We start from the raw sequence: 24,969 nt of genomic DNA on the forward strand, positions 1-24,969 counted from the left end.
TATGCCGCAATGAGCCGCGATCAGCCGCGATGAGCCGCGAGACGGCTCGACAAGCCGCCTGGACAAGCCGCCTCAAGCGCAGGCAGGCGTCCGTGCGGCTACACGGGGTCCTTGTCGGGAGGCCCTTCGGGGCGCTGCGGTTCGTCGTTGTGATGGCCGGGCGACGGCGGCGTGAGCGGATCGCCTTCCGGGTCGCGCGTCGGGTCCGCGAGCGGTTCGGGAATCGGAGCGGTGTGCATGCGGCAAATCATGGCGTTACCTCGTGCTTGCCTTGTATCGGTTAGCCAGATGCGGGGAGCAACGTGGCCGGATTGCTGATCGATGCCCGATGCGCTTTCCTGCAACAGATAGCGTAGGCGATCAGGGTCGAACCTGCTCGGGCTTTGCTCGATCGAACGTGCAGCCCGTGTCGTGTGCCGCGCGCACGGCGCACCGGTATCCATTCGCGCGCCTCGAAGCGCGGCCTTCATCTGCCCGTGCGATGCTCGCCGGCCGAGCGCCGCGCCGTATCGAGCCGCCAGTAACGTTCGCCTGCAAACACGTCGGCGTAACCTTCGGGACCGAACGCGCGTAGCTGGCTCGTGTACGCGCTGATGGCTTCGCGCTTTATCAACGCCCGGCGCTCGCAGTCGAGCGTGTGGTCGGCAACCGGATGCGCGGGCGTTGCGACGATGCCGCGCTTCGCGAGGTCGATAAGACGCTGCTGAACCTGACCCGGCATCGGCCGGTAGATCGCTTCCTCGTATGCGAACCACGTCAGATGCGAGAGCCGCGGCAGGATTTCGCAGCATGCGTCGAACACGAGCCGGTGATCGGCGTGAAAAAGCCCGAGCGGCATCAGCAGCGTGTTGGCGGTCGAGCCGTAAATGGTCTCTTCGAGCGCGGCGGCGAGCTTGCCGATCGACGGCGAATCGAGATACTGCGCATCGCGAAACGGCAGCCGTACCGGTATTGCGTCGAGCACCGCGAGCGCGTTGTCGTCTTCGATCGTGCGCGCATGGACGGATTCGTACGCGCCGGCAAAGCCGGCTTTCGTATCCCATTCGGTACACATGTCATGCTCGGGCGGCGCGGCGAACACGGTGCAGACCGCGGCATCGGGAGAGGTGGCGAGCAACGCGCCGCAACTGAACACGGCGTCGTCGAAATGCGGGGATACGACAAAGAGACGCGGATTGGTTTCGCTCATGGTTTGTGAGTGGACGGACCTGCCGGGGTGGTGGGCGGGCGGCCATCGTGGCGCTATGCGGCCGCGGCTCCTCACCAGCTTAGATGCAAAACCGGCGCGCTGCTGCGGGTTTTATCGGCCGACAATTGCCGGTTCGCCCGTAGGGAGCGCAAGCGTTGTGCCTGTGGAGGGAGAGAGATGAAACGGGCGCGCTGCCCGTTCCCGGTCGCAGAGAGCCGACGGCGCGGATTGCCGGTTCCATAGCGGTTGTAGCCGGTTGATAGCGGCCCGGGAGCGTTTCAGTCGCGGCTTAGCTTGCGCAGATCGTCCGGTGTGTCGACATCGGCCAGCACGCCCGCATCGTCGAGGTCGAGCCGCGTCACCGCGTGCAGCGCGAACAGGGCGCGGGCGCCCGTGTCGCCGTCGAGCGCGAGCAGCGCGTCGCGATGGGCAGGACCGAAGCCTGCCGGATGGCCGCGCTGCCCGCGGTAATACGGCGCCACGATCGATGCACCGTCATCGAGCGTGCGCGCGACCGCTTCGATCGTGGCGACCGCGATGCGCGGCATATCGGCCAGCGCCACGATCCAGCTTTCGGCGTCGTCGCTGGCCGCGACGCCGGCGGCGAGACTTGCGCCCATGCCGCGTTCGGCGTCCTTCGAAAACACGACGTCGCAGCCGGCGTCGTTGAGCACGCGGGCGAGCGGGTCGGAGCCGGGCCGCACGACCGCGATCACGCGCGGCACGACAAGCAGCAGCCGGTGCGCGGCTTCATGCGCGACCGGCGTGCCGTCGGGCAGACGGGCAAGCAGCTTGTTGTGGAGGCCGTCCGGATCGAAGCGCGATCCATAACCGGCGGCGAGCAGCACACCGGTCGCGAGCGACGCATAAGCCATGGGCGGCACCGGAAGAAGGGAATGAACCCGATTGTGCGGCGCAACCGGGTGCCACGCAAGTCGCATAACGGCTGCGCACCGGCGCTCGCGCTAGACGAAATGCCGCTGCATGCCGGGCATCACCTTGTCGAGGGTGATCGGCAGGTCGCGTACGCGCACGCCGCTCGCGTGATAGACCGCGTTCGCGATCGCGGCCGGCACGCCGGTGATGCCGATCTCGCCGATGCCCCTGACGCCGAGCGAGTTGATGTGCGGATCGGGCTCGTCGAGCATGACGACATCGAGTGCGTTGACGTCCGCATTGACCGGCACATGGTATTCGGCAAGATTCGCATTCGTGATGCGGCCGACGCGCGGGTCGAGCGTGCTTTCTTCCTCGAGCGCCGCACCGATGCCCCAGACGATGCCGCCCATCAGCTGGCTGCGCGCGGTCTTTTGGTTGAGCACGCGGCCAATGTCGTAGACCGCCGTGACGCGCGCCACGCGTATCGTGCCGAGGTCCGCATCGACGTGCACTTCGGCAAACACCGCGCCGAACGAATGAAACGAATAGCGTTGCCGCTCGTCGCCCGCTTTCGCGCTGGCGGTCGCCTCGATCGGCTGGCCGCCGGCGCGCGCGAGCACGGCCGCGGCCGGGTCGCGTTTGGACGGATCCTTGCGGCTGACGACCCAGCCTTTTTCGACCGTGACGTCCGCGACATCGGTGCCGAACACCGGCGAGGCCCTGTCGGCCAGCGCGAGCGCGATCAGTTTGTTGCGCACTTGCGTCGACGCGTCGCGCACGGCGGGCGATACGCTTGCGGCCGAGCGCGAACCGCCCGAGCCAGGCGCGTTCGGCAGCGTCGAGTCGCCGAGCGCGAAGCGGATGTTCTGCGTCTCGAAGCCCAACGCATCGGCGGCGACCTGCGTCATCACCGTGTAGGTGCCGGTGCCGATGTCCTGCGTGCCGGATGCGACGAATGCCGTGCCGTCCGGCAGGATGCGCGCGAGCGCCGCCGCTTCGCTGCGGTTCGCCGGATACGTTGCGGTCGCCATGCCCATGCCGATCAGCGTGTTGCCGGAGCGCATCGAGCGCGGCGCGCCGCTGCGGCGCGACCAGCCGAAACGTTGCGCGCCGATCTCGTAGCATTTGCGCAGTGCTTTGCTCGACCACGGTTTGCCTTCCTGCGGGTCGAGCTCCGCGTAGTTTTTCAGACGCAACTCGAGCGGGTCCATGTTCAGCGCGACCGCGAGTTCGTCCATCGCCGACTCGAGCGCGAACGAGCCCGTCGTTTCGCCCGGCGCGCGCATGAAAGTCGGAGTGCCGACGTTCAGCTGCACGAGCCGGTGCGTCGTGACCTGATTCGGTACCGCGTAAGACATTCGCGTGACCATGCAGCTGGTCTCGGTCCAGTCTTCGAACACCGAGGTGGCCGAGATGCTGTCGTGGCGCATCGCGGTCAGCGTGCCGTCGGGTTTCGCGGCGAGCACGAAGTGCTGCTCGGTGCGCGGCCGCGCACCGACCGGCCCGAACATCTGCGGCCGCTCGAGCGCGAGCCGCACGGGGCGGCCCGTCTGCTTCGCGGCCATCGCGCACAGTGTGACATGCGACCACGACGAGCCCTTGCAGCCGAATCCGCCGCCGATGAACGGCGAAATCACGCGCACGTTATCGACCGGCATGCCCAGCGCTTTTGCGACCGCGACCTTCGCGCCGGTCACGCCTTGCGTCGAATCGTAGAGCGTCAGATGCGGACCGTCCCACACGGCCATCGTCGCGTGCGGCTCCATCGGATTGTGCGTTTCCATCGGCGTCGTGTAGACCGCGTCGACGCGTACCGTGCCTTCGCGCAGGCCGGCGTCGAGATCGCCGCGCTTCGTATCGGTTTGACGCCCCTGCGGATTGTCGGGCGCATGCATGCGCGCTTTCGCCTGCGTGAAGTCGAGCGCGGCCGGCTGGCTTCGATACGCGATACGCAGCTGATGCGCGGCGTCGGTCGCATGCTCGAGCGTATCCGCGACGACGACCGCGACCGGCTCGTTGCTGTAGCGCACCTGATTGTCCTGCAACAGCGAAAGACGCCGGCCCGCGGGCGGCGCGAAGCCGGCCGTGCCATTCTGCGGCAGGCGCGGCGCGTTCTGGTACGTCATCACGAGCAGCACGCCCGGCAGCGCCTGGGCGCGGCTCGTGTCGATCGACGCGATCGTGCCGTTCGCGATCGTGCTCGTGACGAGCACCGCGTGCGCGAGCCTTGCTTCGGGAAACTCGGCCGCGTAGCGGGCGCCGCCGGTCACCTTGAGCACGCCGTCGGTGCGGTCGAGCGGGTAGCCGATCATGTTCATGCGAGACCTCCCGCGTCATCCGCAGCCAGGGGGGAGGCCGGGTTGGCGGCCTGCTTGACGGCGCGCACGATGGCGCGCTGCGCGAGTTCGATCTTGAAGGCATTGTCGCGCTGCGCGCGCGCGTCGGCGAGCGCCGCGGAGGCGGCCTCGCGCAACCTCGCATCGGTCAGCGGACGGCCGTTCAGCGCCTGTTCCGCGGCGCTTGCGCGCCACGGCTTGTGCGCGACGCCGCCGAGCGCGATGCGCGCGTCTTTCACCGTGTTGCCGTCCATCTGCAGCGCGGCTGCGACCGAGACGAGCGCGAACGCATAGCTCGCGCGATCGCGCACTTTCAGGTAATGCGCGTGGTCGCCGAAGAGCGGTGGCGGCAGATCGACCGCGAGGATCAGCTCGCCCATTTGCAGCGTCGTATCGAGGTCCGGGCGAGCGCCGGGCAGACGGTGAAATTCGCCGATCGGCACCGCGCGTTCGCCGCTCGGGCCGCGCACGCGCACGACCGCGTCGAGGGCCGCGAGCGCGACGCTCATATCCGACGGATTGACCGCGATGCATTGCGGGCTCGCGCCGAGAATCGCGTGCGTGCGGTTCAGGCCTTCGAGCGCGGCGCAGCCGCTGCCGGGCAGGCGCTTGTTGCATTGCGCGAAGGCCGTGTCGTAGAAATACTGGCAGCGCGTGCGCTGCATCAGATTGCCGCCGACGGTGGCCATATTGCGCAGTTGCGGCGATGCGCCTGCGAGAAAGGCTTGCGAAAGCAACGGGTACCGTTCGCGCACGAGCGCATGATTCGCCGCGTCCGTGTTGCGCACCAGCGCGCCGATGCGCAGCCCGCCGTCGGGCAGTGTCGCGACCGTGTCGAGGCCGCCGATGCGCGTGATGTCGATCAGCCGCATCGGCCGCGATACACCGCCTTTCATCAGGTCGAGCAGGTTGGTGCCGCCGCCGATATACATCGAGCCTGGCTCCTGCGCGGAGCGTAATGCGCCGTTCACGTCGGCGGCGCGTTCATAGGAAATCGGGTCCATGAGCGCTCCGTTACGCGTGAGTGGGGATGTGAGCCGGGACGAGGCCGATGGTATCGCCGCTGCCGTCGTGCCCGGCGCTGCTGCTGGCCGTGCCGCCGGCATTCGCTGCGCGCACGGCTGCGACGATATTCGCGTAGGCGCCGCAGCGGCAGAGGTTGCCGCTCATGCGCTCGCGGATTTCGTCGTCGGTCAGTTGCATCGGGCGGCGCCGCACGTCCGCGGTGACGGTGCTCGCCGTGCCCGCGCCGAATTCGCCGAGCATCGCGGTCGCCGAACACAACTGGCCAGGCGTGCAGTAACCGCATTGAAATGCATCGTGCTCGATGAACGCGCGTTGCAGCGGGCTCAGCGTGCCGTTTTGCGCGAGGCCTTCGACGGTCGTGATCTTTTCCCCTTCATGCATGACCGCAAGCGTCAGGCACGCATTGATGCGGCGTCCGTCCGCGAGCACCGTGCACGCGCCGCATTGCCCGCGATCGCAGCCTTTCTTCGTGCCCATCAGGCCTGCGTATTCGCGCAGCGCGTCCAGCAGCGTCACGCGCGGTTCGAGTTGCAGCGTGTATTCGCGGCCGTTGATATCGAGCTTCACCGGCCGCGCGGCAACGGGCGCGGGCGGCGGTGCTGTCGCAGCGCCCGGTTGCGCGGGCTGCGTCTGTGCATGCAGATGCGGCGCGGCGCCGACGGTCGCGGCGGCCGCCGCCGATTGCAGGAAGCGGCGGCGCGACGGTTGGGCGGGAGACGCGCCGGCGGTCCCGGCAGTGTCGTCGTGCGCATTCTCGTGGTCGAGAGCGTGATCGTTAAACATGGTGTTCTGTTTGCTCCAGGAAAGGCCATTGCAAACTCGCGAAGCATCGGGCGCGTTGCCTTGAGCGGCGAGCACGCCACGCGGGGCGATGGCCCGGCGGTAGTGGACGGAAACCGGAATAGCAATTTCGATGCCCCACGCCCGCTCTGCGAGACGCGTGGCGCGCGCGACGTGCGACCGGCATGAAAGCCGGGGCGGGCAACAGCGGAAGGACGAATACGGAAGCCTGAATCGGCACGCGCTTCAACGCAGCACGTTGCACGCAACAAAGTCAAAAGTAAATAGGCGCACCAGAGTCTTGCGCGATTGAAAGTCAAAGTTCACGCGGAGCGTGCGTCATGACAGCCGTGTTAGACACGGTTGAAAAGAATGTGATGCACAAAGCACAGCAGGCCATGCATCCTCGGCATAGCTGCACGTGGCGCGTCGTCGTTGCCGTATGTCCGCTGCATAAGGGCCTGTGCGCTCGTTTCAGCCATCGGGCCGGAATCGAAGCGTCGGATGCACTCGCATCTGGCAAACGGCCCGTGAGCCGATCGAGCAGTTTCATGAGCCGACGCGCCATTCACGCCAAACGGGCGTCCCCCTAAAGTTCAACCCATGCCGTCGCAGACGGTTCACACCAAACCGAAGGGGATTTGTGATGAAACGCTTGAACAAGGCTCTGATCGCTGCTTCATTCGTTGTCCTTCCGCTTGTCGGCCATGCGGCAGACAACGCGCCGCTGACGCGCGCACAGGTCCGCGCCGACCTGATCTCGGCTGAACAGAATGGGACGTATCCGCTGAGCAAGGTGCACTATCCGGATCCCGGCTGGAATCCGTCGGCGGTCTACGTCGCGAACAAGGCCGCTCAAAAGATGGCGCAGCAAGCGGCGAACCGCGAGGCAAGCGGTGCGGATACCAGCGCGAACGCCAGCGTGGCCGCATCGTCGTACGGCGGCTCGGGCTTCGGCAGCTCCGCGCAAGGGGCGCGCTTCGATAGCGCCGATCTTGGGCGGGCATATCCGGTCAACCTGTATCGCCATCATTGAGTTGAGACCGGATTCGTGCCGATGCAGGCAACGGAGCTCGCGTGTCGATTCGTTATGCGAACCAGACGGCCGACTCAATCCTGTGTCTGCATGATGCGCGATGCGACGTGAACGCTTTTGCATGATGCGCCAGACAGTATGCGCCATGCCTGGGGCAGGGTTGATAGTGAATCCATGTCAACTCTGTCATGAATGGAAGCCTGATTGTTATTGCGGTCATGTTCCGTAAAATTCACGTCGCATCAGACCCGCAATCTGTAACGATGCCGAAGCCTGCTCGATATGAACGAGATGGCTTTCGCCGATTTGTTGAGGACGAGATGGATTTGTCTGCCGTTGAGGCGTTTGTGCGTGCCGCTGAAGCCAGGAGTTTTACCGGCGCAGCCAAACAGATGGGGTTGACGGCTTCCGGCGTCAGCAAGGCGGTCAGCAGGCTCGAATCGCAAACCGGTGTCGTGCTGTTGCATCGCTCGACGCGAAGTGTCGGGCTGACCGCGGAAGGGGCCGTGTTTTTCGATCGATGTCGCGAGATTCTCGCCGGTCTCAAGGATGCTGAGGCGGCGTTGCAACAGTCCGCTCAAGTGCCGTCCGGCCGCTTGCGGATTGCGGCGCCAATGGCATTTGGCCGGTCGGTGCTGATGCCAGCGCTTGTCGCGTTCAAGCGGCAATTTCCCGACATCACGGTCGAAACGAGCTTCTCGGATGTGATGCAGGACATCATCGAGGAAGGTTTCGATATCGCGGTGCGCATCGGCGATCTGCCGTCGAGCCGTCTGATTGCGCGCGAGGTCGGCTTTGCGCACTGGGTGGCTTGCGCGAGCCCCGAGTATCTGAACGAGTACGGCAGGCCTCGGACTCCTGACGATCTCGCCGAGCACGATTGCGTGGCGTATATGTCGCCCGATACCCGGCGTTGCCGCGACTGGCACTTCATGTCCGGCAGCCGCGACTGGACCGTGCGCGTCGGCGATACCGCGCGCCAGGTGGTCGACCAGTGCGATGCGCTGATCGACGCGGCGCTCGCCGACTCCGGCATCGTCTACGTGCACAGCTATATCGCAGCGGACCACCTGCGCACGGGCAGGCTCGAGCGCGTGCTCGACGGCTACAACACGCCGAGGCGCACGGTTCACATCATCTATCCGACCTTGCGGCAGCTTTCGCCGAAGGTCCGCTCGTTCGTGGACTTCGCAGTGGAGGCGATCGCGGGTTGCAATGCGCTGTATCGGCCGAGCGAAGAACTCGACGTGGCGTGACGAACGCGGCGCAGCTTTGCCCGGTCGCACACGGCTGTGCCGTGGGTGCGTGGGCTGCGTGGCGCGCATTCGCAGCGCAATCGCGCCGTTGCTGCGTGCGCTCGTGCCGCGATCGTCAATCGATGCCGTGAAACACCGCGTCGTCCGGGCCGAGATACGCGGGCGGACGCCAGGCCGCATCGCGCATCGAATGCTGCACGAGCGTCTCGACGCCGAGCAGCACCGCGAAAATTGCCATGCGCACGGGAATGCCGTTGTCGGTCTGCCGGAAGATCGCGAGCCGCGAATCGTGGTTCAGGTCGGTGCTGAGGTCGTTCGCACCGGGACGGCTATCGCGCGGCAGCGGGTGCATGATCAGCGTGTCGGGGCCGCATGCGCTGTCGACGAGTGCCTGGTTGATCTGGAAATCGGGCGTGTAGCCTTCGAACGATTCGTCGGTGAAGCGCTCTTTCTGGATACGCGTCGCATAGACGACGTCCGCGCCGCGCAAGCCGCTTGTCAGATCGTGCGTCTGTTCGATCACGTGGCCGTTGCGCGAGATCTGCTCGACGATATACGTCGGCATTTCGAGCATCGGCGGCGAGATCAGCGTGAACTTGATGCCGCGATAGAGCGCGAGCAGCTTCACGAGCGAATGCACGGTGCGCCCGTACTTGAGATCGCCGACCAGCGCGATATGCGCGCCGTCCACAATCTTGCCGAGACGCGAGAACTCGCGCTGGATCGTGTAGAGGTCGAGCAGCGCCTGGCTCGGATGCTCACCGGGCCCGTCGCCGCCGTTGATCACGGGCACGTTGGTCGCGCGCGCGAATTCGGCGACCGAGCCTTGCTCCGGGTGGCGGATCACGAGTGCGTCGACATAGCCGCTCATGACGCGGCTCGTGTCGTAGATCGACTCGCCCTTGGCCATCGACGAAAACGTGAAGCCGGTCGTGTCGCACACCGAGCCGCCGAGCCGGCAAAACGCCGCGCCGAAGCTCACGCGGGTACGCGTGCTCGCTTCGAAGAACAGGTTGCCGAGCACGGCGCCTTCGAGCACGCGCGAGATTTTTCTGCGGCGCGCGATCGGCTGCATGATGTCCGCGACGCGAAACAGCGCCTCGACCGAATCGCGCGAGAACTGGTCCACCGACAGCAATTGCGGCTTGCCTTCGAACAGGAACTGGCTCGCCAGCGTCGGGCGGCGGGAATCTACGCTTTGCGTATATCTTTCGGGTGCGTCGCCGCTCACGACGATTTCCGAGACGAAGCGCTCGACGATTTCCGGCATCGCGCGCGACTCCTGCGAGTCGTCGGGCAGCAGCCAGGTGTCGAGCGCGCGGCGCGACACGCCGATGCGGCTGGCGAAGCCGTCGCGAGTCAGGTTCATGCGACGCATCGCATCGCGCAGAAAGGCTTGTTGCGGAACGCTCATTCGGGCACCTCGTCCAGTCGGACCGACGTTGAGATCGACGTTGGTTGTTTCGTCAGCGGATATACGCGATGCGTATATTAATGCGCTGGCGCCCGAAGTCAAGGAAATACCGAAAAAGCCGGCGCGGCGAGCCGCGCCCGCCCGCTCAGTTGAGCAGCGCGGATGCGCCGCGGTGGCTCCGGATCTGCTGGTGCATCAACGCGCCGAACGCGTCGGCCGTCAGCGGACGGCCGAGCAGGAAGCCCTGCATCTCGTCGCATTGCATGTGTTTGAGCTTGTCGTACTGCGACTCGGTTTCGACGCCTTCTGCCACCACGTCCATTTCGAGCGAGTGCGCGAGGGCGATGATCGCCGACACGATCGCCTGGCCTTCGTGGCCGTCGTCGTCGAGACCGTTCGTGAAGAAGCGGTCGATCTTCAGCTGCTTGACGCGAAAACGCTGCAGGTACGCGAGGCTCGAATAGCCGGTGCCGAAATCGTCGATCGAGATGTCGAAGCCCGCCTGCTGGAACTCGTGGATGGTCGCGATCGTTCTAGGCGCGTCCTGCATCGCGACGCTTTCGGTGATTTCGAACATCAGTTGCGCGCACGCGACCTGTTCGGCACGCGCGATGTCAAGAATGGTCGGCACGAGTTCGGGCTGGATCAGCTGGCGCGGCGACAGGTTGACCGCTACTTTCATCGGCGGCAGGCCGGCGGCTTCCCAGCGCCGGATCTGGCGGCAGGTTTCGCGCACGACCCAGTAGCCGATCTGCACGATCTGGCCCGAACGCTCGGCGATCGGAATGAAGTCGACGGGCGCAAGCTGGCCGAATTCAGGATGGTCGAGCCGCAATAGTGCTTCGGCGCCGGCGACCTCGCCGTTGTCGCCGCGGAATTTCGGCTGGAAATGCAGCGCGAAGTAACCTTTGCCGAGACCTTCGTGCAACGCGCGCTGGATTTTCAGCGTTCGCATCGCGGCCTCGTTCATGCGCGCTTCGAAGAAGCGGTAGATGCCGCGGCCTTCGCGCTTCGCTTCGTACATTGCGGCGTCCGCGTGGCGCAGCAGCGTGTCGACGCTGTCGCCGTCCTGCGGGAACAGCGCTACGCCGATGCTCGGCATGACCTGCAGCGGCTGGCCATCGGCGACGATGCCGTCGCGCATGCGCGCGAGCACGGCGTCGGCCATCTGCGCGGCATCCTGTGCCGACGTCAGGTCTTCGGCAAGAATCACGAACTCGTCGCCGCCCAGACGCGCGACCGTGTCGGCTACGCGCACCGATTGCAGCAGACGCAGCGCGAACGCCTTCAGCACTTCGTCGCCGAACGCGTGGCCGAGCGAGTCGTTGATCGTCTTGAAGCCGTCGAGGTCCATGAACAGAAGCGCGAACGGCTTATGGCGCGCGCGCGACACGTCGATCGCACGCCCGATCCGCTCGGTCAGCGAACTGCGGTTCAAGAGGCCGGTCAGCGTGTCGTAGGTCGCGAGGCGCACGATCTGGTTGTTCAGCGTCGAGACCGAGCCCGCGAGCAGGCTTGCGCGCGCATCGAAGCGCGACAGCAGCAGCGTCACGACGAGAATCGCGAGCGTGAACAGAATGACGCTGGTCGCCAGCCACTGCGCGTGCTCGCCGGCGATCACGCTCGGGTTCGCGCCCTGCACGGCGCCGCAGATCGCGCCAGGCGCGAAGTCGGCGGCGGCCATGCCCGTGTAGTGCATGCCCGTGATCGCCATGCCCATCACTGCGGCAGCGCCGGTCCTTTTCGCGATGATGCCGCGCTGGCTCGAATCGCGCAGCGTGTGCGCGATCCATAGCGCGGCCATCGACGCCGCGACGGCGATCGCAAGCGAAGCGGCGAAGAGGGCGGGTTCATACCGGATGCCCGGTGCCATGCGCATCGCGGCCATGCCCGTGTAGTGCATGCCGGCGATGCCGACGCCCATCAGCACGCCGCCCGCGATGAGGCGCGGGCGCGACAGCGTGCGCCGCGTGACGATCGCGAGCGCAAAGTAGGACACGACGAAGGCGATCGCGAGCGACGCGCCGGTGATCGGCAAATCGTAGCCGAGCGGGATCGGCAGCGAAAACGCGAGCATGCCGATGAAATGCATCGACCAGATGCCGACGCCCATCGCGGCTGCGCCGCCCGCGAGCCACGCGTGGCGCTGGCGCAAGACCGCCTGCAGCGTGATGCGGCCCGCGAGGTCCAGTGCCGTGTAGGACGCGAGCGTGGCGACGAAGATCGACAACGCGACGAGTGCAAGGTTATACGAGCTCGGCATGACAGGTTCCGCGGTAGATGACTCCTTTACTGGTTATCGACGCCAGCTTGCAATTATTTAATGCGCATAGGGCGTTGCGCGCCCGCAGTTGCGAACCGCCGGACCGGGCGGCGCATTTTTGCCACATCGTCGCTGGACGCGCATTTTCGGCGTATTGTGCTGACGAGTCCAGGCGCGCTCTGCACGGAGCCTTCATGTGCAGACCGATTGCCGGACACCGAAAGAGAATGCGGGGAAATCCGAGGTGCCGGGACGATGACCTTGCCGAACGATGACGCGCCTACGCCGCGCGACGCCTGTGTACAAAGCCTGCTCGATCACGCGGTCAACCGTGTGCGGGCCGACACCATCACGTTTGCGCGACTGATCGCGGCGAAGCTTGCAAGCGGCGCGATGCAGGAGCTCGGGTTGCCGCGTGACACGCTCGGCGCACTGGCCGCGCGCCATTTCCCCGGCGCCGTCCTGACCGGGGCCATGCCGCTCGAAGCGTTTCCTGAACACCCCGATGCGACGCAACATCAGTCATTTGTCGACGATCTGCGCCGGCTGTTGCTGCGTCATGAACGGCCACCAATCGCGAACGCAATCGACGCGTGGTGCCTCGCGACGATCGTTTCGACCGCGTGCCTGCGTGGCGATCACTTGTGGCGCGATCTCGGTCTCGATGGCCGTGACGACGTCACCGACATCATGACGCGCCACTATCCGAGGCTCGTTGCGCGCAACGTCGACAACCTGCGCTGGAAGCGCTTTCTCGCCGAGCAGGTCGCGCTCGACAAAGGGCGCACGCCCGGGCCCGCGCCCGGGTGTCCGGGCTGCGAAGACTTCGGCTTCTGCTTTCCGAAAACGTGACGAAAACGGGGCGGCAACGCGCGGGCGATTCCGGTATAAAGACCGCTGCTGCATCCCCATCCACGTTTCCAGGAGAAGTCGATGTACCCAGTTCGTAAGCTGATCGCGACACTCGGTCTGCTGGCTGCGGTTGCAAGCGCGGCACCCGCGCTCGCGCAAACCGCGCCGGCCGGCGCGCCCGCCGCGGCGCCGGCCGGCGACGGCACGTTTCTGCTCACCGTTTTCCTCAAGCACGACCAGTCGAAGACATTGCCCGAGATCAACAGGGAACTCGCGAAGCAAGGGTTCTACAAGGCGTTTCCGCCGCCGGGCATCGAGGTTGTTTCGTGGTACGTGATGATGGGCGTCGGTCAGGTCGTGACGCTGCGCGTGCCGGCCAACCGGCTGCGCGAGGTGAACCGTGTGCTCGAGGAAACCGCCTGGGGCGGCTACCGGACCGAGTTCTATCCGACTTACGACTACAAGGCCGCCGCGGAAGAGGCGCGCAAGACGGAGGGGAAGTAGGTCGTCCAGGGACGGCAAGCGGCGGCAAGCGGCGCGGTGCGCGCCGCTACGGGCTCGCTTCGTCGGCGGACGGCAGGAACGGCAGGTTTGACGTTGCGAACATCACGGCGGCGAGCGTGACGATGCCGATCAGGATGCCTTCGAGCCGCATCAGCGCGGGCAGCGGATCGGCCGACCAGTGATGGTCCTGCACGAACACCATGATGAACGCGATCGTAAACTGGCGGCCCACGTAGCTTGCACCGGCGCTGCCGCTCTGCACGTGGCAGCCGACCCACACGCCGCACGACAGCGCGATCAGGCATGGGATCTCCTTGCCGTTCATGAGCGGCAGCAGCGCAATGCCGAGCGCGCCGGCTAGCAGACACCCGGTTAGCCGCTGCACCATCTTCTGCACGACGGGTTTCTGATCGAGGCTCGTCAGCGATGCGGCGGGCAGTACCATCACGGCGACGGTGGTCACGAGCGCCTGCGCGAAGCCGGGCAGGTTCAGCGTATAGGTGAGCGCGGCGATGATGGCGATGGCCAGTCCCGATTGCAGACCGAGCAGCATCCGCGCGGCGCGCAGCTCGCGCAAGGGCGGCGCGGCCGCGGCGGCGGGCGAGGGCGCCGCGTCGCCGGTCCGCCTGCGCCGATGCCATTCGATCACGATGTGGAAAAGCCCCGCTACCACGACGCACGACAGCGTCCCGACGAGCACTTCGGCGACTCGCAACACGGCGAACGACGCGGTCTTCTCCATCGACCCGAGGATGTGCGCCTCGTAGGTGACGAGCAGGGACGTGATGCCGCCGAGCACCCACGCGTATGAAGCCACCGCGCCGTTGCCGGAGTAGACGCAGAAGCCGCCGATCGCGCCGATCACCGGAATGAAGAGCCACGGCCGGTCGCCGATCAACGGGCCGACGACGGTGCCCACGAGCGCGCCGAGCAGCGTGCCGAGGATGCGGTACGTGGAACGCTCGATGCTGCCCTGGAAGCTCGTCTGCATGACCGCGAAGCCGCTGATCGCGGCCCACCAGGTGTTCGTCAGATGCAGCGCGTGCGCGACCGCTACGGCGAGTACGACCGACAGCACGGTTTGAGCGCCGAACAGCGCGCGCTCCTGCGACGGCTTCCATGCGGCGAGTTCGCGTCCGAGCGAAACAATCGCCGAGCGCGAGAGCTGGGCATAGGCGTTGAGCGGATTCATCGGCGGCGGCTTCGGGGTCGCGCGCCGCTTAGCGCGTGGCGATGGCCGCGGCGGCGCCCGCCATCATCGTCGCGCTCGCGCGATTCGCGATGCGCACGGCGCGCCGGCTCGTCAGCAGCTTGCGGGCGCGCGCGGCAACGAGCGCCCAGCCGAGATCGACCGCGCTCAATACGACGAGCATGGTGAGCGTGAGCTCGAGCCAGGCGAGCGTGCCGACATGCGACAGATCGACGAGCGTCGGCAGCAGCGCGAGATAGAAGACCATGATTTTCGGATTGCCGAGCGTGACCGCGAGCCCCGCGCCGAACATGCGCCATGCCGATCGATGCGCGGGCAACGGGCTCTCGCGCACGTCGGCCGGCGCACGCCACATCTTCCACGCGAGGTACAGCAGATACGCGACACCGGCAACTTTCAGCGCGACGAACACGGCCGCGAACGTGTGCGCGAGTGCGACGAGACCGGCGACTGCGCAACCGAGCCAGAGCGCTTCGCCAAGCCACATTGCGGCGAGGAACGGCAGCACCTCGCGCAGTCCGTTGGTCATCACGCGGGCGACGAGCGCGGCGATGCTTGGGCCGGGGGAACCGGCCGCAACGACGAGCGCGAGTGCAAAGACAAGCAGACCAGACCAAGCCATCGTGATGTCTCCGGGGGACCGTTCGTGATGCCCGTCAGTGCGCGTGGAACTGCAATGGAGTGCGCGACGCTGCGCCATCGGGCTTTTGCCCATACGCTTGCCGCGGCCGTGGGGCGCTCGCGGGGCCGGTTCATTATAGCGGGGCGTCGTCGCGTCAATGCACGTGACGCGACGGTGCGGCGTGCATGTCGATGCATATCGGTGCATATCGGTCGATGGAGGCAAGACGCGCACGCCAATCCGGTTCTTTTGTGCGCGCTCCATCGGCGTTTATCCTCGCCGGTAAGCATTCAGACGACGCCACAGCGCGCCGACGACCAGCGACCCGACGCCAAGCCCGATGCCCAGCAGCACGATCGAACTCATATGGTCGCGCACGAGCGGCACGTTGCCGAACAGATAGCCGCCGGCAACGAGCGATACGATCCACAAGGCCGCGCCGGCGACCACGAACGACGCGAAACGCGCAAACGTCATCCGTGCGACGCCGGCGACGAACGGCGCGAAGGTCCGAACCACCGCGATGAAAGGCGACAGCAGGAACGTGTAGCCGCCGCGTGCCTCGTAGAACGCGTGCGCGCTGCGCAGCGCGTTGCGGTCCAGCCATCGATAGTCCGCGCTGTAGACTTTTTCGCCGAGCGCCCGCCCGAGCAGATAGCAGACGATGCTGCCCGCGACTGTCGCTGCGAACAGCACCGGCACGACGAGCCGTATGTCGAGCGCGCCGGTCGCCGCGAACGCACCGCAGATGAAGATCAGCGGATCGCCAGGCAGAAAGAACAGCGGTAGAAAACCGATCTCGACGAACACGATCGCGAACAGCATCGCGTAGACCGCAGCGCCGTATTGCGCGATCAGCGACGGCAGGTGCTGGTCGAAGTGAAGGGCGATTTGCAGAAGATGCAGGGGATCCATCGGCGTGTCTCTGAATGAAAGCTTGCGCAAGGCCTCGTCAGGCAAAGGACATCAGTGTAACGGCGCTTGGCATCGAGGCCGGCGCTCGCGCATAGTGACGCGTTTGCCAATCGCGCGTTTAACTTCTGCCCCTCCCAATTGAAAACATTTGCCACACGCGTCGCGCTGCTCGGCATGGCGTTGTTCGCCTGCGCCGCCCACGCGATACAAAGTCCGCAAGCGGGTATCCAGCCGGGCGCATACAAGGTCATCGTGCTCGATTCGGGCGAAGCGCAACTATCGCTGATCGACGAAGCGACGCGTCAAGTCGCCGGCACCGAAAACACCGGGAAAGAGCCGCATCATCTGATGATTACGCCGGACCAGAAATCGTTGATCGTCGCAAACTCGGTGTCGAACAGCCTGATGTTCGTCGACCCCGCGAACGCGGCCGTGCAGCGCGTGCTGCAGGGTATCGAAGATCCGTACCAGCTCGGCTTTTCGCCCGACCATCGCTGGTTCGTCACCGCGGCGCTGCGACTCGATCGCGTCGACATCTACCGGTTCGACGGCCAGAACCTTTCGCTCGCGAAACGCATTGCGCTCGGCAAGACGCCAAGCCATATGACATTCTCGTCGGACGCGCGCACCGTCTATGTGACGTTGCAGGATTCGGGCGAGCTCGCCGCGATCGATCTGGCGACGCAGTCGGTCGACTGGAAAATTCCGGTCGGACGCGACCCCGCGGGACTGTGGATGACGCCCGGCGATCGCGCTCTGCTCGTCGGCATGACGGGTGAAGACGATGTCGTGGTGGTGGACCCGCGCACGCATGAGGTCGTGAAGCGGATTCACACGGGACGCGGCGCGCATAACTTCCGCAATCTCGACGACGGCCGTCACGTGGCCGTGACCAATCGCGTCGCCAACACGATCAGCATTCTCGACTACGCGACGCTGCAGAATGTCGGCGAAATCGACAACCTGATGCCCGGCCCCGACGATATGGAGCTGTCCGCTGACCGGCGCTTCCTGTGGGTGACGTTCCGCTTCTCGCGACATGTCGGCGTGATCGATCTGCCTGCGCGCAAGCTCGTTTCGACGATTGCCGTGGGGCGTTCGCCGCATGGCATCTATTTTCAGAATCGCGCGCCGGTATATCCGCCTAATCCGGATTGACGGCCGACAAAAAACGCCCGGAACGGGTCCGGGCGTTTTCGACGTTGCGGCGCTATTGTCGTGCGAGCGCCGCGCAACCGTCGCGCGGCGCTTGCCAAGCCCTCGCGGTTGCGTTTTAAGCGGCTTCGAGCGACGGGTAGTCCGTGTAGCCCTTCGCGCCTTCCGCATAGAAGGTCGATGCATCCGGCTCGTTCAGCGGCGCGTTCAATTCGAAGCGGCGCGGCAGGTCCGGATTGGCGATAAACAGCTTGCCCCAGGCCACCGCGTCGGCTTCGCCGGCGTCGAGCACCTGTTGCGCGGTTTCCTTCGTGAACTTCTCGTTCGCGATATACGGGCCGCCGAATGCGTCCTTCAGCTTCGGTCCGATACGGTCGTCGCCGAGCGCTTCGCGCGCCGCGATAAATGCGATCCTGCGCTTGCCGAGCTCGCGCGCGACATAGCCGAAGGTCGCGACCGGGTTCGAGTCGCCCATCGAGTGCGAATCGCCGCGCGGCGCAAGATGCATGGCGACACGATCGGCACCCCAGACGCCGATGCATGCATCCACCACTTCGAGCATCAGCCGCGCGCGGTTCTCGATCGGACCGCCGTACGCGTCGGTACGTTTGTTCGTGCTGTCCTGCAGGAACTGGTCGAGCAGATAGCCGTTCGCGCCGTGCACCTGCACGCCGTCGAAGCCAGCCTTCTTCGCGTTTTCCGCGCCCTTGCGATACGCAGCCACGATGCCCGGGATTTCAGAGATGTCGAGCGCGCGCGGCGTGACGAACGGGCGCTGCGGACGCAGCAGGCTCACGTGGCCTTGCGCCGCGATCGCGCTCGGCGCGACCGGCAAATCGCCGTTCAGGAAGTGCGGGTCCGATACGCGACCTACGTGCCACAGCTGCAGGAAGATCAGGCCGCCGGCCTTGTGCACGGCGTCGGTCACGAGCTTCCAGCCTTCCGTCTGCTCGTCGGACCAGATGCCCGGCGTGTCCGCATAGCCGACGCCTTGCGGCGTGACGGAAGTCGCTTCGGACAGGATCAGTCCGGCGGATGCACGCTCGGCGTAGTACTGCGCCATCAGCGCGTTCGGCACACGGATATCGCCGGCGCGCTGGCGCGTAAGCGGCGCCATGATGATGCGGTTCTTGAGCGTGAGATCGCCAATCTTGAGCGGATCGAACAGAGTCGGCATGAGGGTTCACCTTTGTCTTGTGGGCGCGAGCCCGTGGCTATGGGTTCGGCATTGGGGCCAGCTTGCAGGCACGTGTGCAGTGCACGCTGGATCTGGCTTGACGAAGCTGACGTTGCGCATGCGTGCGTCCGAAATCAAAGGCTCGTGTTCATCTGTTCGACGAACGCCTTGATGACTTCCTCGTTGCGCCTGAAGAAGATCCACTGGCCGACCCGCTTCGACGTGACGAGCCCCGCGCGCTGCAAGGCGGCGAGGTGCGCGGAAACCGTCGACTGCGAGAGGCCGCAGCACTCGTCGATTTTTCCCGCGCACACGCCGTACTCGAGCGGCAGCTCCTGGTCGGAGAAGTGCCGTTCGGGGTCGCGCAGCTTCGCGAGAATCTCGCGGCGCACAGGATTGGCGAGCGCTTTGTGGATCGCGTCGATATCGATCGTCATCGGAACTGCTTCAGGTTCATCGAGTTAGCTTTCAAGCCTCGCGGACTCCCGTTTCGTGGCGGAGCCCGCTTTCGATGCAACGCAATTGCATCGTCAGGTGCCGAATCTTATATCGGAATTTGGCGATATGCTTGAAAGCCATTCTGGGGTAGGGGTCGGGCTTTGTTGCAGAACAATCCAGTCTGTGCGGTGACAGACAAAGCCTGTGGGAGCCTGTTCGCACCAGCCGCGTCGCGATGACGCGTTGCCGCTACGATGTCCCTTTGCGTATTTCAGCTGAAGCTCTGGAGAAGCGATTCCACCGATGTTTCGAAAAGCACGCGAAAGCTGATCCAGGAGCTTTCCCTCGGCTCCGTGCTCTTCGAAGCACGCCTTCCACTGGCGTACCTCACCCCACACCCGGCGCATGATGCCGACGGCTGTCGGTCGTCCTGACACGGCCGGGGCCTTCAGACGCGCTTCAATCACCCTGCGCCCCCAGGCGTCTGGAGCCGCGTCGCGAATACTTCCAAACTCGCCGAGCCCGTCCAGCGGGAACAGCACTTTTCCCTTGTGCGTGCCGTATGCGAACTCACTGGCGAGCTCGCGGTTCCGGACATTCGCACCGTCCGTTTCCGTCAGACCGAGGATGCCGGCCGGGACGAACCGATTGCCATCGGTTCGCGCGATGTGGCTGAAGACGAGGACTTATGCTTTGCTGCGCGCCATCAGAAGTCCAGCCGCTCCAGTTCGGCTAGCAAGGCTAGATAGACCTTACCGTCGTCAGACGGGTGGAGGTAGCGCCTAGGCAGGGCTTTTCGACGAGGTTGTCCCAGATGTTTGCAATGCAACTAACTGTCTGCCACAGTCCACGACTTTCTGGCGCGCAGACGCGCGCGCGCATCGCGTCACGCTGACAGGAAAGGCCGTAGCGTACTGCCCGGCAACCGGGTCTAGCGGTTGCCGTCAAGCAGTTCGCCGAGCATTTCGTCGAAGGCAGCCTGCGCGTCTTCGAGTTCCTGCAGCGCGGCGTCGAAAGTCTGCAACGCGATCTGCGACGGGCGGCCGCTGCCGGCCGGCGGGAATTGCGACTGCAAGGCGGCGAAGGCGGTCTGCACCTGTTGCGTGGCGGCGACCACGCGCTCCATTGCCTGCGTTTCTTCGGCTCGTGCCTGTTCGGGGTTCATGATGTTCGGGGGCTCCCAAGGGCGCTCTGGTTCGATATGCGGATATGCGCGCAGGTGCGGCGTCGCGCGGCGCGACGCGCGGTTCACTATGCCACTCGTGCTGCGGGGATCAAAATGCTGCGCCGTGCATGCGCGAATCACAGCAGCGGCAACGCGCCGGGCGACTTCACTTCTCGCAACGACAGCGCGGATTCGATCGAGGTCACGCCCGGCAGCGCGCGCACCTGGTCGCGCATGAACGTGCCGTAGTCGTCGAGGTCGCGCGCAACTACCTGCATGACATAGTCGGCAGTTCCCGAGACGTTGTGGCACGAGAGGATGCGCGGTATGGCCTGAACCTCGCGCTCGAAGCGGTTCGAGAGCGTCTTGTCGTGCACCGCGAAGCGCACATAGACGAACGCAAAGACGCCAAGTCCCAACGCCCGGCGCGACAGCACCGCGCGATAGCGCTCGATGAAGCCATCGTTTTCGAGGCGCTTGAGACGTCGCGCGCAAGGCGTCTCGCTCAAGCCGACGGTCTCGGCGAGCTTCGCGTTGGACATCCGGCCATCGGTCTGCAGTGCGGCAAGCAGCGCGCGGTCGATTTTGTCGAGGTCGTTCATGGTGGTGGAATAGTCCAATTGATAGCCGAATCTTAGGGCAAAGCTCCAGTCTGTGGTGCTTCTGCGTCGAAAAAGGCCAGAATTCCCTCGTGCGACGCATGCAACATGAAGGCCATCGATACCGCAACTTCACGATGGAAGCCGACATGATTTCCGCTCATCTGCTGGTTCTGTTTATCGCGGCGCTTGCCGTTGTCTGTGCGCTGCCGGGACCGGACATGGCGCTCGTGCTGCAGACGACGATCGCGCGCGGCACGCGTCACGGCTTTGGCGTCGCCTGTGGCCTTGCGACTGCCCGTGCGCTGCACGTCACGCTGTCCGCATGCGGTGTCGCCGCGTTGCTGCGCAATGCGCCGTGGCTCTACGAAGTCGTGCGTTACGGCGGCGCCATTTATCTGGCATGGGTGGCCATACAGATTTTTCGCTCGCCGGTGTTCGCGATGCCCGATAAGGACGGACGTCCGATGGCGGATCAGAGCCTGCGGACCGCCTATGTGAAGGGCCTCTTCACGAATCTGCTGAACCCGAAGGCCTTGCTGTTCTGCTCGGTCCTGCTGCCGCAGTTCGTGCGTCCGGACGCCGGGCCGATCTGGTCGCAGGTGATCGAACTGGGCGTCGTGCTGGTTCTCGTATGTGCAGTCTTCGATACTGTCTACACGATCGGCGCCGCCCGCATCTCGAGATGGGTGCGCACGCATCCGCTCGCGCAAACGGTGCAGCGCTGGACGTTTTCAGCGGCGTTGATCGGCTTTGCGCTGCGCCTGTCGCTCGACTGAGCGGGCGGACTGTTCCAGGCGCTGCGTCGCGCATTTACTTCTTCAGCATCGACAGACGCTGCGATTTCTCTTCGATGATCTTGCGGCGATGCTTGTCTTTCATCTTCTTCCAGGTCTTGCATTCATCTCGTGTGCGCAGGCAGCCAACGCAATAACCGGTCTTGCCGTCGAACTTGCAGATATCGATGCACGGTGATTTGACGCTCATGGGCGGGGCGCGAAAGGGAGGGTGGGACAACCGTTCGGACGAAAACGGACTGCGCAAACTGTCGCATGGCATCATTGCGCGCGGCAAAGTGATTGTCTTTATAAAGACGATAGACTGCCGGGCAGCGCGCTTATTGCAGCCCGCTTATTGCAGCCCGCTCATTGCAGCCCGCTCATTGCAGCCCGCTTACCGCATTCCGCACGGCGGCCGCATTGCAGTCACTTGTGCGCTTATGTTCGGGCCTCAACCCTGATGGCCACGCGGTTATTCCATCGCTTTTCTTCTATGAAGACCCTGCTGCTTTATGTCGTGACCGCGCTAGCGGAAATACTTGGCTGCTACTTGCCGTGGCGCTGGCTCAAGGACAGCGGCTCCGTGTGGCTGCTCGTGCCCGGCGCATTGAGCCTCGCACTGTTCGCCTGGCTGCTCACGTTCCATGGCGCAGCCGCGGGCCGCGTCTATGCGGCCTATGGCGGCGTGTATGTCGCGGTTGCGATTCTCTGGCTCTGGCTGGTCGAGCAGATGCGCCCGACGATCTGGGATATTGCCGGCGCCGCGTTGACGCTTGCCGGCATGAGCGTGATCGCGTTCCAGCCGCGCGGTTGATGCGCTGCGAGGCGCCGCGAAACCCCGCGAAACCCCGCGAAACCCCGCGACACAATCGGCGCGCGCTCGCGCATCGCCTCGTGTGCCGCGCGCGGCCGGGGCGGCGTTTAACTGTTCGGCTTGCCGAGATAGTCCATCTTGCCGAGTTCGACGCCGTTGTGACGCAGGATGTTGTACGCCGTCGTCACATGGAAATAGAAGTTCGGCAGAACGAAGCCAGTCAGAAACTGGATGCCCGTAAATTCGACCGGGCCGCTGCGCATTTTTAGCGCGATCGGCCGCGCTTCGCTGCCGTCGATCTGCTCGGGCTTGAACTCCTTCAGATACGCGATCGTTTTCTCGATGCGGGCGGCCAGTTCGTCGAACGACACCTCGACGTCGTCGTACTTCGGCGGCTCGACGCCGGCGAGACGTGCCGCGCAGCCTTTCGCGCCGTCGGTCGCGATATGCACCTGGCGTGCGAGCGGCAACATGTCGGGAAAGAGACGCGATCCAGGCAGCACCGACGGATCGAGCTGTTTTTCGGCCGCATGCGCCTGGCCTTTGCCGAGAATGGCCAGCAGGTTGTTGAGGCCGCGAATCAGCACAGGCACTGAAGCCTGATACATCGAAATAGTGGTCATGGGTTTTCTCCGTGAATTTTCTCGCGTGGAACACCGATGCGTTGCGTCGCCTATGCGCGAGCCGCTGGCCGCATGCCGCGCACGCGGCGCTTCGCCGGTGTATCGCGGCAGCATCATAACCCTTGTGACGCCGCGCCGACACCAGGCCATTCGGCCGATTGTTGTGCACCCCGGAACTGTGTTCGAATGGTTTTGTCGGACAGAACGGCGTGATCTCTGAAACGAATGCGGCAGCGGGCGGCGTGGCATACCACGTGGCGTCATGCATGCCGGCCATCTGCAACGCGCGGTCACGAGCCGCGCATGGAGGAGAGCGACACTATGGGCAAGCATCCATTACCGGGCAGCGAGCGGGCTGTCACGGAAGGCTCGAAGGTGATTGGCCAATGCGATCCGGCGGAAACGATCGAAGCGATCGTCATGCTGCGCCGCCAGGACGAGCAGCAGTTCGAACAGCTGGTGCGCAGGATCGCATCGGGTACGCCCGGCGCTGCGCCGATCTCGCGCGACGAACTGGAAAAGCGCTTCGGCGCATCGCCGGCGGACATCGCGAGACTGAAGGCTTTTGCCGCGCAGCATGGCCTCACTGTGGCGCGTGAAGATGCGGCCGCGCGCACTGTCGCGTTGAGCGGTACCGTCGCGCAGTTCCAGGCCGCATTCGACGTCGAACTGCAGCACTATGAACATCATTCGATCGGCCGCTACCGCGGGCGCACCGGCGCGATCAGCGTGCCGGACGATTTGCACGGCGTCGTGACGGCGGTGCTTGGACTCGACAACCGTCCGCAGGCGCGGCCCCATTTTCGTATCCGGCCGCCGTACAGGCCCGCGCGCGCGGCACCGGCGGTGTCGTTTACACCGCTGCAGCTCGCGTCGCTGTATCGCTTTCCGCAAGGCGATGGCGGCGGCGAATGCATCGGCATCGTCGAACTCGGCGGCGGCTATCGCACGTCCGATCTCAACGCGTACTTTTCGAGCCTCGGTGTGAAGACGCCGAAAGTCGTGCCGGTCGGGGTCGATCAGGCCGGCAACGATCCGGGCGGCGACCCGAACGGCCCGGACGCCGAGGTGACGCTCGATATCGAAATCGCCGGCGCGATCGCACCGGGCGCGACACTCGCCGTGTACTTCTCTCCGAACAGCGACGCGGGCTTTGTCGATGCGGTAAGCCGCGCCGTGCACGACACCACGCATAAGCCTTCGGTCGTCTCGATCAGTTGGGGGGCGCCGGAATCGACGTGGACCGAACAGTCGATGCGGGCATTCAACGACGTGCTGCAATCGGCCGCTGCGATTGGCGTGACGGTTTGCGCGGCATCGGGCGATAGCGGCTCGGGCGACGGCGTCGGCGACGGGCGCGACCATGTCGATTTCCCCGCGTCGAGCCCGTATGTGCTCGCATGCGGCGGCACGAGTCTCGAAGTGTCCGGGCAGAGCATTTCGCGCGAAGTTGTCTGGAACGACGGGGCGAACGGCGGGGCGACGGGCGGCGGCGTGAGTGCGACGTTTGCGGTTCCGGTATGGCAGGAGGGCTTGTCAGCGGTCAGTTCGCAAGGTGGCAAGGCGCCGCTCGCGCGGCGCGGCGTGCCTGATGTCGCAGCCGATGCGTCGCCGGCGACGGGATACGATGTGCTGATCGGCGGGCAGAACACGGTGGTGGGCGGCACGAGCGCGGTCGCGCCTTTGTGGGCGGCCTTGATCGCGCGCATCAATGCCGCGAAAGGGCAACCGGCCGGCTTCGTCAACGCGAAGCTCTACAAGGCGGCGCGTGTCTGCAACGACATTACACAAGGCAATAACGGCAGTTATGCGGCCGTGTCGGGATGGGATGCCTGCACGGGTCTCGGCAGTCCCGATGGGGCGAAGGTGGCGGCGGCGCTTTAGGCCTGTTCGGGCTCGACGTGCGGCGCGGTAGCGCGCGTGGCGGCTGCCGGACG

The 24,969-nt window shown here is 65.2% G+C and carries 25 protein-coding genes; 8 read left to right on the plus strand and 17 right to left on the minus strand.

The genetic code is table 11. The features are described from left to right. Window positions 1–98: 98 nt before the first annotated feature. From QYH69_RS07545 to QYH69_RS07570, 6 genes are all read right to left on the minus strand, one after another. Window positions 99–239, minus strand: coding sequence for a hypothetical protein (locus QYH69_RS07545; RefSeq protein ID WP_308831308.1), 141 nt, complete (start codon window positions 237–239; stop codon window positions 99–101). Between the two features lie 227 nt (window positions 240–466). Next, complete coding sequence (locus QYH69_RS07550) at window positions 467–1,189, minus strand: PIG-L family deacetylase (RefSeq protein WP_308831263.1); 723 nt, start codon at window positions 1,187–1,189, stop codon at window positions 467–469. A 278-nt stretch (window positions 1,190–1,467) separates the two neighbouring features. Further along, window positions 1,468–2,064 (minus strand): nucleotidyltransferase family protein, encoded by a 597-nt coding sequence (locus tag QYH69_RS07555; RefSeq protein WP_308831264.1) that lies wholly within the window; start codon window positions 2,062–2,064, stop codon window positions 1,468–1,470. Between the two features lie 90 nt (window positions 2,065–2,154). Then, a complete protein-coding gene (locus tag QYH69_RS07560; RefSeq protein WP_308831265.1) occupies window positions 2,155–4,386 on the minus strand; it encodes a xanthine dehydrogenase family protein molybdopterin-binding subunit in 2,232 nt (743 codons plus the stop codon). Continuing rightward, the gene (locus tag QYH69_RS07565) at window positions 4,383–5,408 is read right to left on the minus strand and encodes a xanthine dehydrogenase family protein subunit M (RefSeq protein ID WP_308831266.1); all 1,026 of its coding nucleotides are present in this window, start codon (window positions 5,406–5,408) and stop codon (window positions 4,383–4,385) included. The genes QYH69_RS07560 and QYH69_RS07565 overlap by 4 nt, the downstream gene beginning before the upstream one ends. A gap of 10 nt (window positions 5,409–5,418) precedes the next feature. Then, entirely contained in the window at window positions 5,419–6,213 is a 795-nt protein-coding gene (locus tag QYH69_RS07570) for a 2Fe-2S iron-sulfur cluster-binding protein (protein WP_308831267.1), read from the minus strand. Window positions 6,214–6,856: 643 nt separating this feature from the next. Here QYH69_RS07570 and QYH69_RS07575 point away from each other — a divergent pair. Both QYH69_RS07575 and QYH69_RS07580 read left to right on the plus strand, forming a co-directional pair. Next, the gene (locus QYH69_RS07575; RefSeq protein ID WP_308831268.1) at window positions 6,857–7,246 is read left to right on the plus strand and encodes a DUF4148 domain-containing protein; all 390 of its coding nucleotides are present in this window, start codon (window positions 6,857–6,859) and stop codon (window positions 7,244–7,246) included. 326 nt (window positions 7,247–7,572) lie between these two features. Further along, window positions 7,573–8,502, plus strand: a complete 930-nt coding sequence (locus QYH69_RS07580; protein WP_308831269.1) for a LysR family transcriptional regulator — start codon at window positions 7,573–7,575, stop codon at window positions 8,500–8,502. A 115-nt stretch (window positions 8,503–8,617) separates the two neighbouring features. On the opposite strand, the gene QYH69_RS07585 is transcribed toward QYH69_RS07580, so the two are convergent. Together QYH69_RS07585 and QYH69_RS07590 are read right to left on the minus strand one after the other, a co-directional pair. Further along, window positions 8,618–9,916, minus strand: a complete 1,299-nt coding sequence (locus QYH69_RS07585; RefSeq protein ID WP_308831270.1) for an aspartate carbamoyltransferase — start codon at window positions 9,914–9,916, stop codon at window positions 8,618–8,620. A 145-nt stretch (window positions 9,917–10,061) separates the two neighbouring features. Beyond that, complete coding sequence (locus QYH69_RS07590; protein WP_308831271.1) at window positions 10,062–12,179, minus strand: EAL domain-containing protein; 2,118 nt, start codon at window positions 12,177–12,179, stop codon at window positions 10,062–10,064. A 255-nt stretch (window positions 12,180–12,434) separates the two neighbouring features. Between QYH69_RS07590 and QYH69_RS07595 the strand changes: the two genes are divergently transcribed. Continuing rightward, window positions 12,435–13,031, plus strand: a complete 597-nt coding sequence (locus tag QYH69_RS07595; RefSeq protein WP_308831272.1) for a nitrogen fixation protein NifQ — start codon at window positions 12,435–12,437, stop codon at window positions 13,029–13,031. A gap of 81 nt (window positions 13,032–13,112) precedes the next feature. After that, window positions 13,113–13,535 (plus strand): hypothetical protein, encoded by a 423-nt coding sequence (locus QYH69_RS07600; protein ID WP_308831273.1) that lies wholly within the window; start codon window positions 13,113–13,115, stop codon window positions 13,533–13,535. A 46-nt stretch (window positions 13,536–13,581) separates the two neighbouring features. Here QYH69_RS07600 and QYH69_RS07605 read toward each other — a convergent pair whose 3' ends face one another. From QYH69_RS07605 to QYH69_RS07615, 3 genes are all read right to left on the minus strand, one after another. Further along, a complete protein-coding gene (locus QYH69_RS07605; protein WP_308831274.1) occupies window positions 13,582–14,727 on the minus strand; it encodes an FUSC family protein in 1,146 nt (381 codons plus the stop codon). 28 nt (window positions 14,728–14,755) lie between these two features. Further along, window positions 14,756–15,367 carry a LysE family translocator gene (locus QYH69_RS07610; RefSeq protein WP_308831275.1) on the minus strand — a complete coding sequence of 204 codons (612 nt, stop codon included), beginning with the start codon at window positions 15,365–15,367 and terminating at the stop codon, window positions 14,756–14,758. Window positions 15,368–15,637: 270 nt separating this feature from the next. Further along, a complete protein-coding gene (locus QYH69_RS07615) occupies window positions 15,638–16,282 on the minus strand; it encodes a VTT domain-containing protein (protein ID WP_308831276.1) in 645 nt (214 codons plus the stop codon). A 174-nt stretch (window positions 16,283–16,456) separates the two neighbouring features. Here QYH69_RS07615 and QYH69_RS07620 point away from each other — a divergent pair, with 174 nt between their 5' ends. After that, window positions 16,457–17,440: a beta-propeller fold lactonase family protein gene (locus QYH69_RS07620; RefSeq protein WP_308831303.1), complete on the plus strand. Its 984-nt coding sequence runs from the start codon at window positions 16,457–16,459 to the stop codon at window positions 17,438–17,440. Between the two features lie 115 nt (window positions 17,441–17,555). Here QYH69_RS07620 and QYH69_RS07625 read toward each other — a convergent pair whose 3' ends face one another. The 4 genes from QYH69_RS07625 to QYH69_RS07640 all read right to left on the minus strand — a co-directional run bounded on the left by QYH69_RS07625 (window position 17,556) and on the right by QYH69_RS07640 (window position 20,819). Further along, window positions 17,556–18,614 (minus strand): alkene reductase, encoded by a 1,059-nt coding sequence (locus QYH69_RS07625; protein WP_308831277.1) that lies wholly within the window; start codon window positions 18,612–18,614, stop codon window positions 17,556–17,558. A 134-nt stretch (window positions 18,615–18,748) separates the two neighbouring features. Continuing rightward, the gene (locus tag QYH69_RS07630) at window positions 18,749–19,051 is read right to left on the minus strand and encodes a metalloregulator ArsR/SmtB family transcription factor (protein WP_308831278.1); all 303 of its coding nucleotides are present in this window, start codon (window positions 19,049–19,051) and stop codon (window positions 18,749–18,751) included. A 932-nt stretch (window positions 19,052–19,983) separates the two neighbouring features. Beyond that, window positions 19,984–20,217, minus strand: coding sequence for a hypothetical protein (locus tag QYH69_RS07635; protein WP_075160286.1), 234 nt, complete (start codon window positions 20,215–20,217; stop codon window positions 19,984–19,986). A gap of 137 nt (window positions 20,218–20,354) precedes the next feature. Further along, on the minus strand, window positions 20,355–20,819 hold the full coding sequence (locus QYH69_RS07640; RefSeq protein ID WP_308831279.1) for an Lrp/AsnC family transcriptional regulator: 465 nt from the start codon (window positions 20,817–20,819) through the stop codon (window positions 20,355–20,357). A 146-nt stretch (window positions 20,820–20,965) separates the two neighbouring features. On the opposite strand from QYH69_RS07640, the gene QYH69_RS07645 reads away from it, so the two are divergent. Next, window positions 20,966–21,595, plus strand: coding sequence for a LysE family translocator (locus QYH69_RS07645; protein ID WP_308831304.1), 630 nt, complete (start codon window positions 20,966–20,968; stop codon window positions 21,593–21,595). A 34-nt stretch (window positions 21,596–21,629) separates the two neighbouring features. On the opposite strand, the gene QYH69_RS07650 is transcribed toward QYH69_RS07645, so the two are convergent. Continuing rightward, on the minus strand, window positions 21,630–21,803 hold the full coding sequence (locus tag QYH69_RS07650; protein ID WP_075160288.1) for a DUF1289 domain-containing protein: 174 nt from the start codon (window positions 21,801–21,803) through the stop codon (window positions 21,630–21,632). Between the two features lie 285 nt (window positions 21,804–22,088). On the opposite strand from QYH69_RS07650, the gene QYH69_RS07655 reads away from it, so the two are divergent. Further along, window positions 22,089–22,409: a YnfA family protein gene (locus QYH69_RS07655; RefSeq protein WP_308831280.1), complete on the plus strand. Its 321-nt coding sequence runs from the start codon at window positions 22,089–22,091 to the stop codon at window positions 22,407–22,409. Between the two features lie 107 nt (window positions 22,410–22,516). Here QYH69_RS07655 and QYH69_RS07660 read toward each other — a convergent pair whose 3' ends face one another. Next, the gene (locus tag QYH69_RS07660; RefSeq protein ID WP_075160290.1) at window positions 22,517–23,032 is read right to left on the minus strand and encodes a DUF1993 family protein; all 516 of its coding nucleotides are present in this window, start codon (window positions 23,030–23,032) and stop codon (window positions 22,517–22,519) included. A 321-nt stretch (window positions 23,033–23,353) separates the two neighbouring features. Here QYH69_RS07660 and QYH69_RS07665 point away from each other — a divergent pair, with 321 nt between their 5' ends. Then, a complete protein-coding gene (locus tag QYH69_RS07665; protein ID WP_308831305.1) occupies window positions 23,354–24,916 on the plus strand; it encodes a S53 family peptidase in 1,563 nt (520 codons plus the stop codon). Window positions 24,917–24,969 lie beyond the last annotated feature (53 nt).

Origin of the sequence: Paraburkholderia sp. SARCC-3016 (assembly GCF_031119615.1) — a bacterium.
Lineage (GTDB): Bacteria > Pseudomonadota > Gammaproteobacteria > Burkholderiales > Burkholderiaceae > Paraburkholderia.

Coding starts and splice junctions, on each gene's coding strand:
- QYH69_RS07545 (WP_308831308.1), bottom strand. CDS start 239: ATGCACACCGCTCCGATTCCCGAACCGCTCGCGGACCCGACGCGCGAC.
- QYH69_RS07550 (WP_308831263.1), bottom strand. CDS start 1,189: ATGAGCGAAACCAATCCGCGTCTCTTTGTCGTATCCCCGCATTTCGAC.
- QYH69_RS07555 (WP_308831264.1), bottom strand. CDS start 2,064: ATGGCTTATGCGTCGCTCGCGACCGGTGTGCTGCTCGCCGCCGGTTAT.
- QYH69_RS07560 (WP_308831265.1), bottom strand. CDS start 4,386: ATGAACATGATCGGCTACCCGCTCGACCGCACCGACGGCGTGCTCAAG.
- QYH69_RS07565 (WP_308831266.1), bottom strand. CDS start 5,408: ATGGACCCGATTTCCTATGAACGCGCCGCCGACGTGAACGGCGCATTA.
- QYH69_RS07570 (WP_308831267.1), bottom strand. CDS start 6,213: ATGTTTAACGATCACGCTCTCGACCACGAGAATGCGCACGACGACACT.
- QYH69_RS07575 (WP_308831268.1), top strand. CDS start 6,857: ATGAAACGCTTGAACAAGGCTCTGATCGCTGCTTCATTCGTTGTCCTT.
- QYH69_RS07585 (WP_308831270.1), bottom strand. CDS start 9,916: ATGAGCGTTCCGCAACAAGCCTTTCTGCGCGATGCGATGCGTCGCATG.
- QYH69_RS07590 (WP_308831271.1), bottom strand. CDS start 12,179: ATGCCGAGCTCGTATAACCTTGCACTCGTCGCGTTGTCGATCTTCGTC.
- QYH69_RS07595 (WP_308831272.1), top strand. CDS start 12,435: ATGACCTTGCCGAACGATGACGCGCCTACGCCGCGCGACGCCTGTGTA.
- QYH69_RS07600 (WP_308831273.1), top strand. CDS start 13,113: ATGTACCCAGTTCGTAAGCTGATCGCGACACTCGGTCTGCTGGCTGCG.
- QYH69_RS07605 (WP_308831274.1), bottom strand. CDS start 14,727: ATGAATCCGCTCAACGCCTATGCCCAGCTCTCGCGCTCGGCGATTGTT.
- QYH69_RS07610 (WP_308831275.1), bottom strand. CDS start 15,367: ATGGCTTGGTCTGGTCTGCTTGTCTTTGCACTCGCGCTCGTCGTTGCG.
- QYH69_RS07615 (WP_308831276.1), bottom strand. CDS start 16,282: ATGGATCCCCTGCATCTTCTGCAAATCGCCCTTCACTTCGACCAGCAC.
- QYH69_RS07620 (WP_308831303.1), top strand. CDS start 16,457: ATGGCGTTGTTCGCCTGCGCCGCCCACGCGATACAAAGTCCGCAAGCG.
- QYH69_RS07625 (WP_308831277.1), bottom strand. CDS start 18,614: ATGCCGACTCTGTTCGATCCGCTCAAGATTGGCGATCTCACGCTCAAG.
- QYH69_RS07630 (WP_308831278.1), bottom strand. CDS start 19,051: ATGACGATCGATATCGACGCGATCCACAAAGCGCTCGCCAATCCTGTG.
- QYH69_RS07635 (WP_075160286.1), bottom strand. CDS start 20,217: ATGAACCCCGAACAGGCACGAGCCGAAGAAACGCAGGCAATGGAGCGC.
- QYH69_RS07640 (WP_308831279.1), bottom strand. CDS start 20,819: ATGAACGACCTCGACAAAATCGACCGCGCGCTGCTTGCCGCACTGCAG.
- QYH69_RS07645 (WP_308831304.1), top strand. CDS start 20,966: ATGATTTCCGCTCATCTGCTGGTTCTGTTTATCGCGGCGCTTGCCGTT.
- QYH69_RS07650 (WP_075160288.1), bottom strand. CDS start 21,803: ATGAGCGTCAAATCACCGTGCATCGATATCTGCAAGTTCGACGGCAAG.
- QYH69_RS07655 (WP_308831280.1), top strand. CDS start 22,089: ATGAAGACCCTGCTGCTTTATGTCGTGACCGCGCTAGCGGAAATACTT.
- QYH69_RS07660 (WP_075160290.1), bottom strand. CDS start 23,032: ATGACCACTATTTCGATGTATCAGGCTTCAGTGCCTGTGCTGATTCGC.
- QYH69_RS07665 (WP_308831305.1), top strand. CDS start 23,354: ATGGGCAAGCATCCATTACCGGGCAGCGAGCGGGCTGTCACGGAAGGC.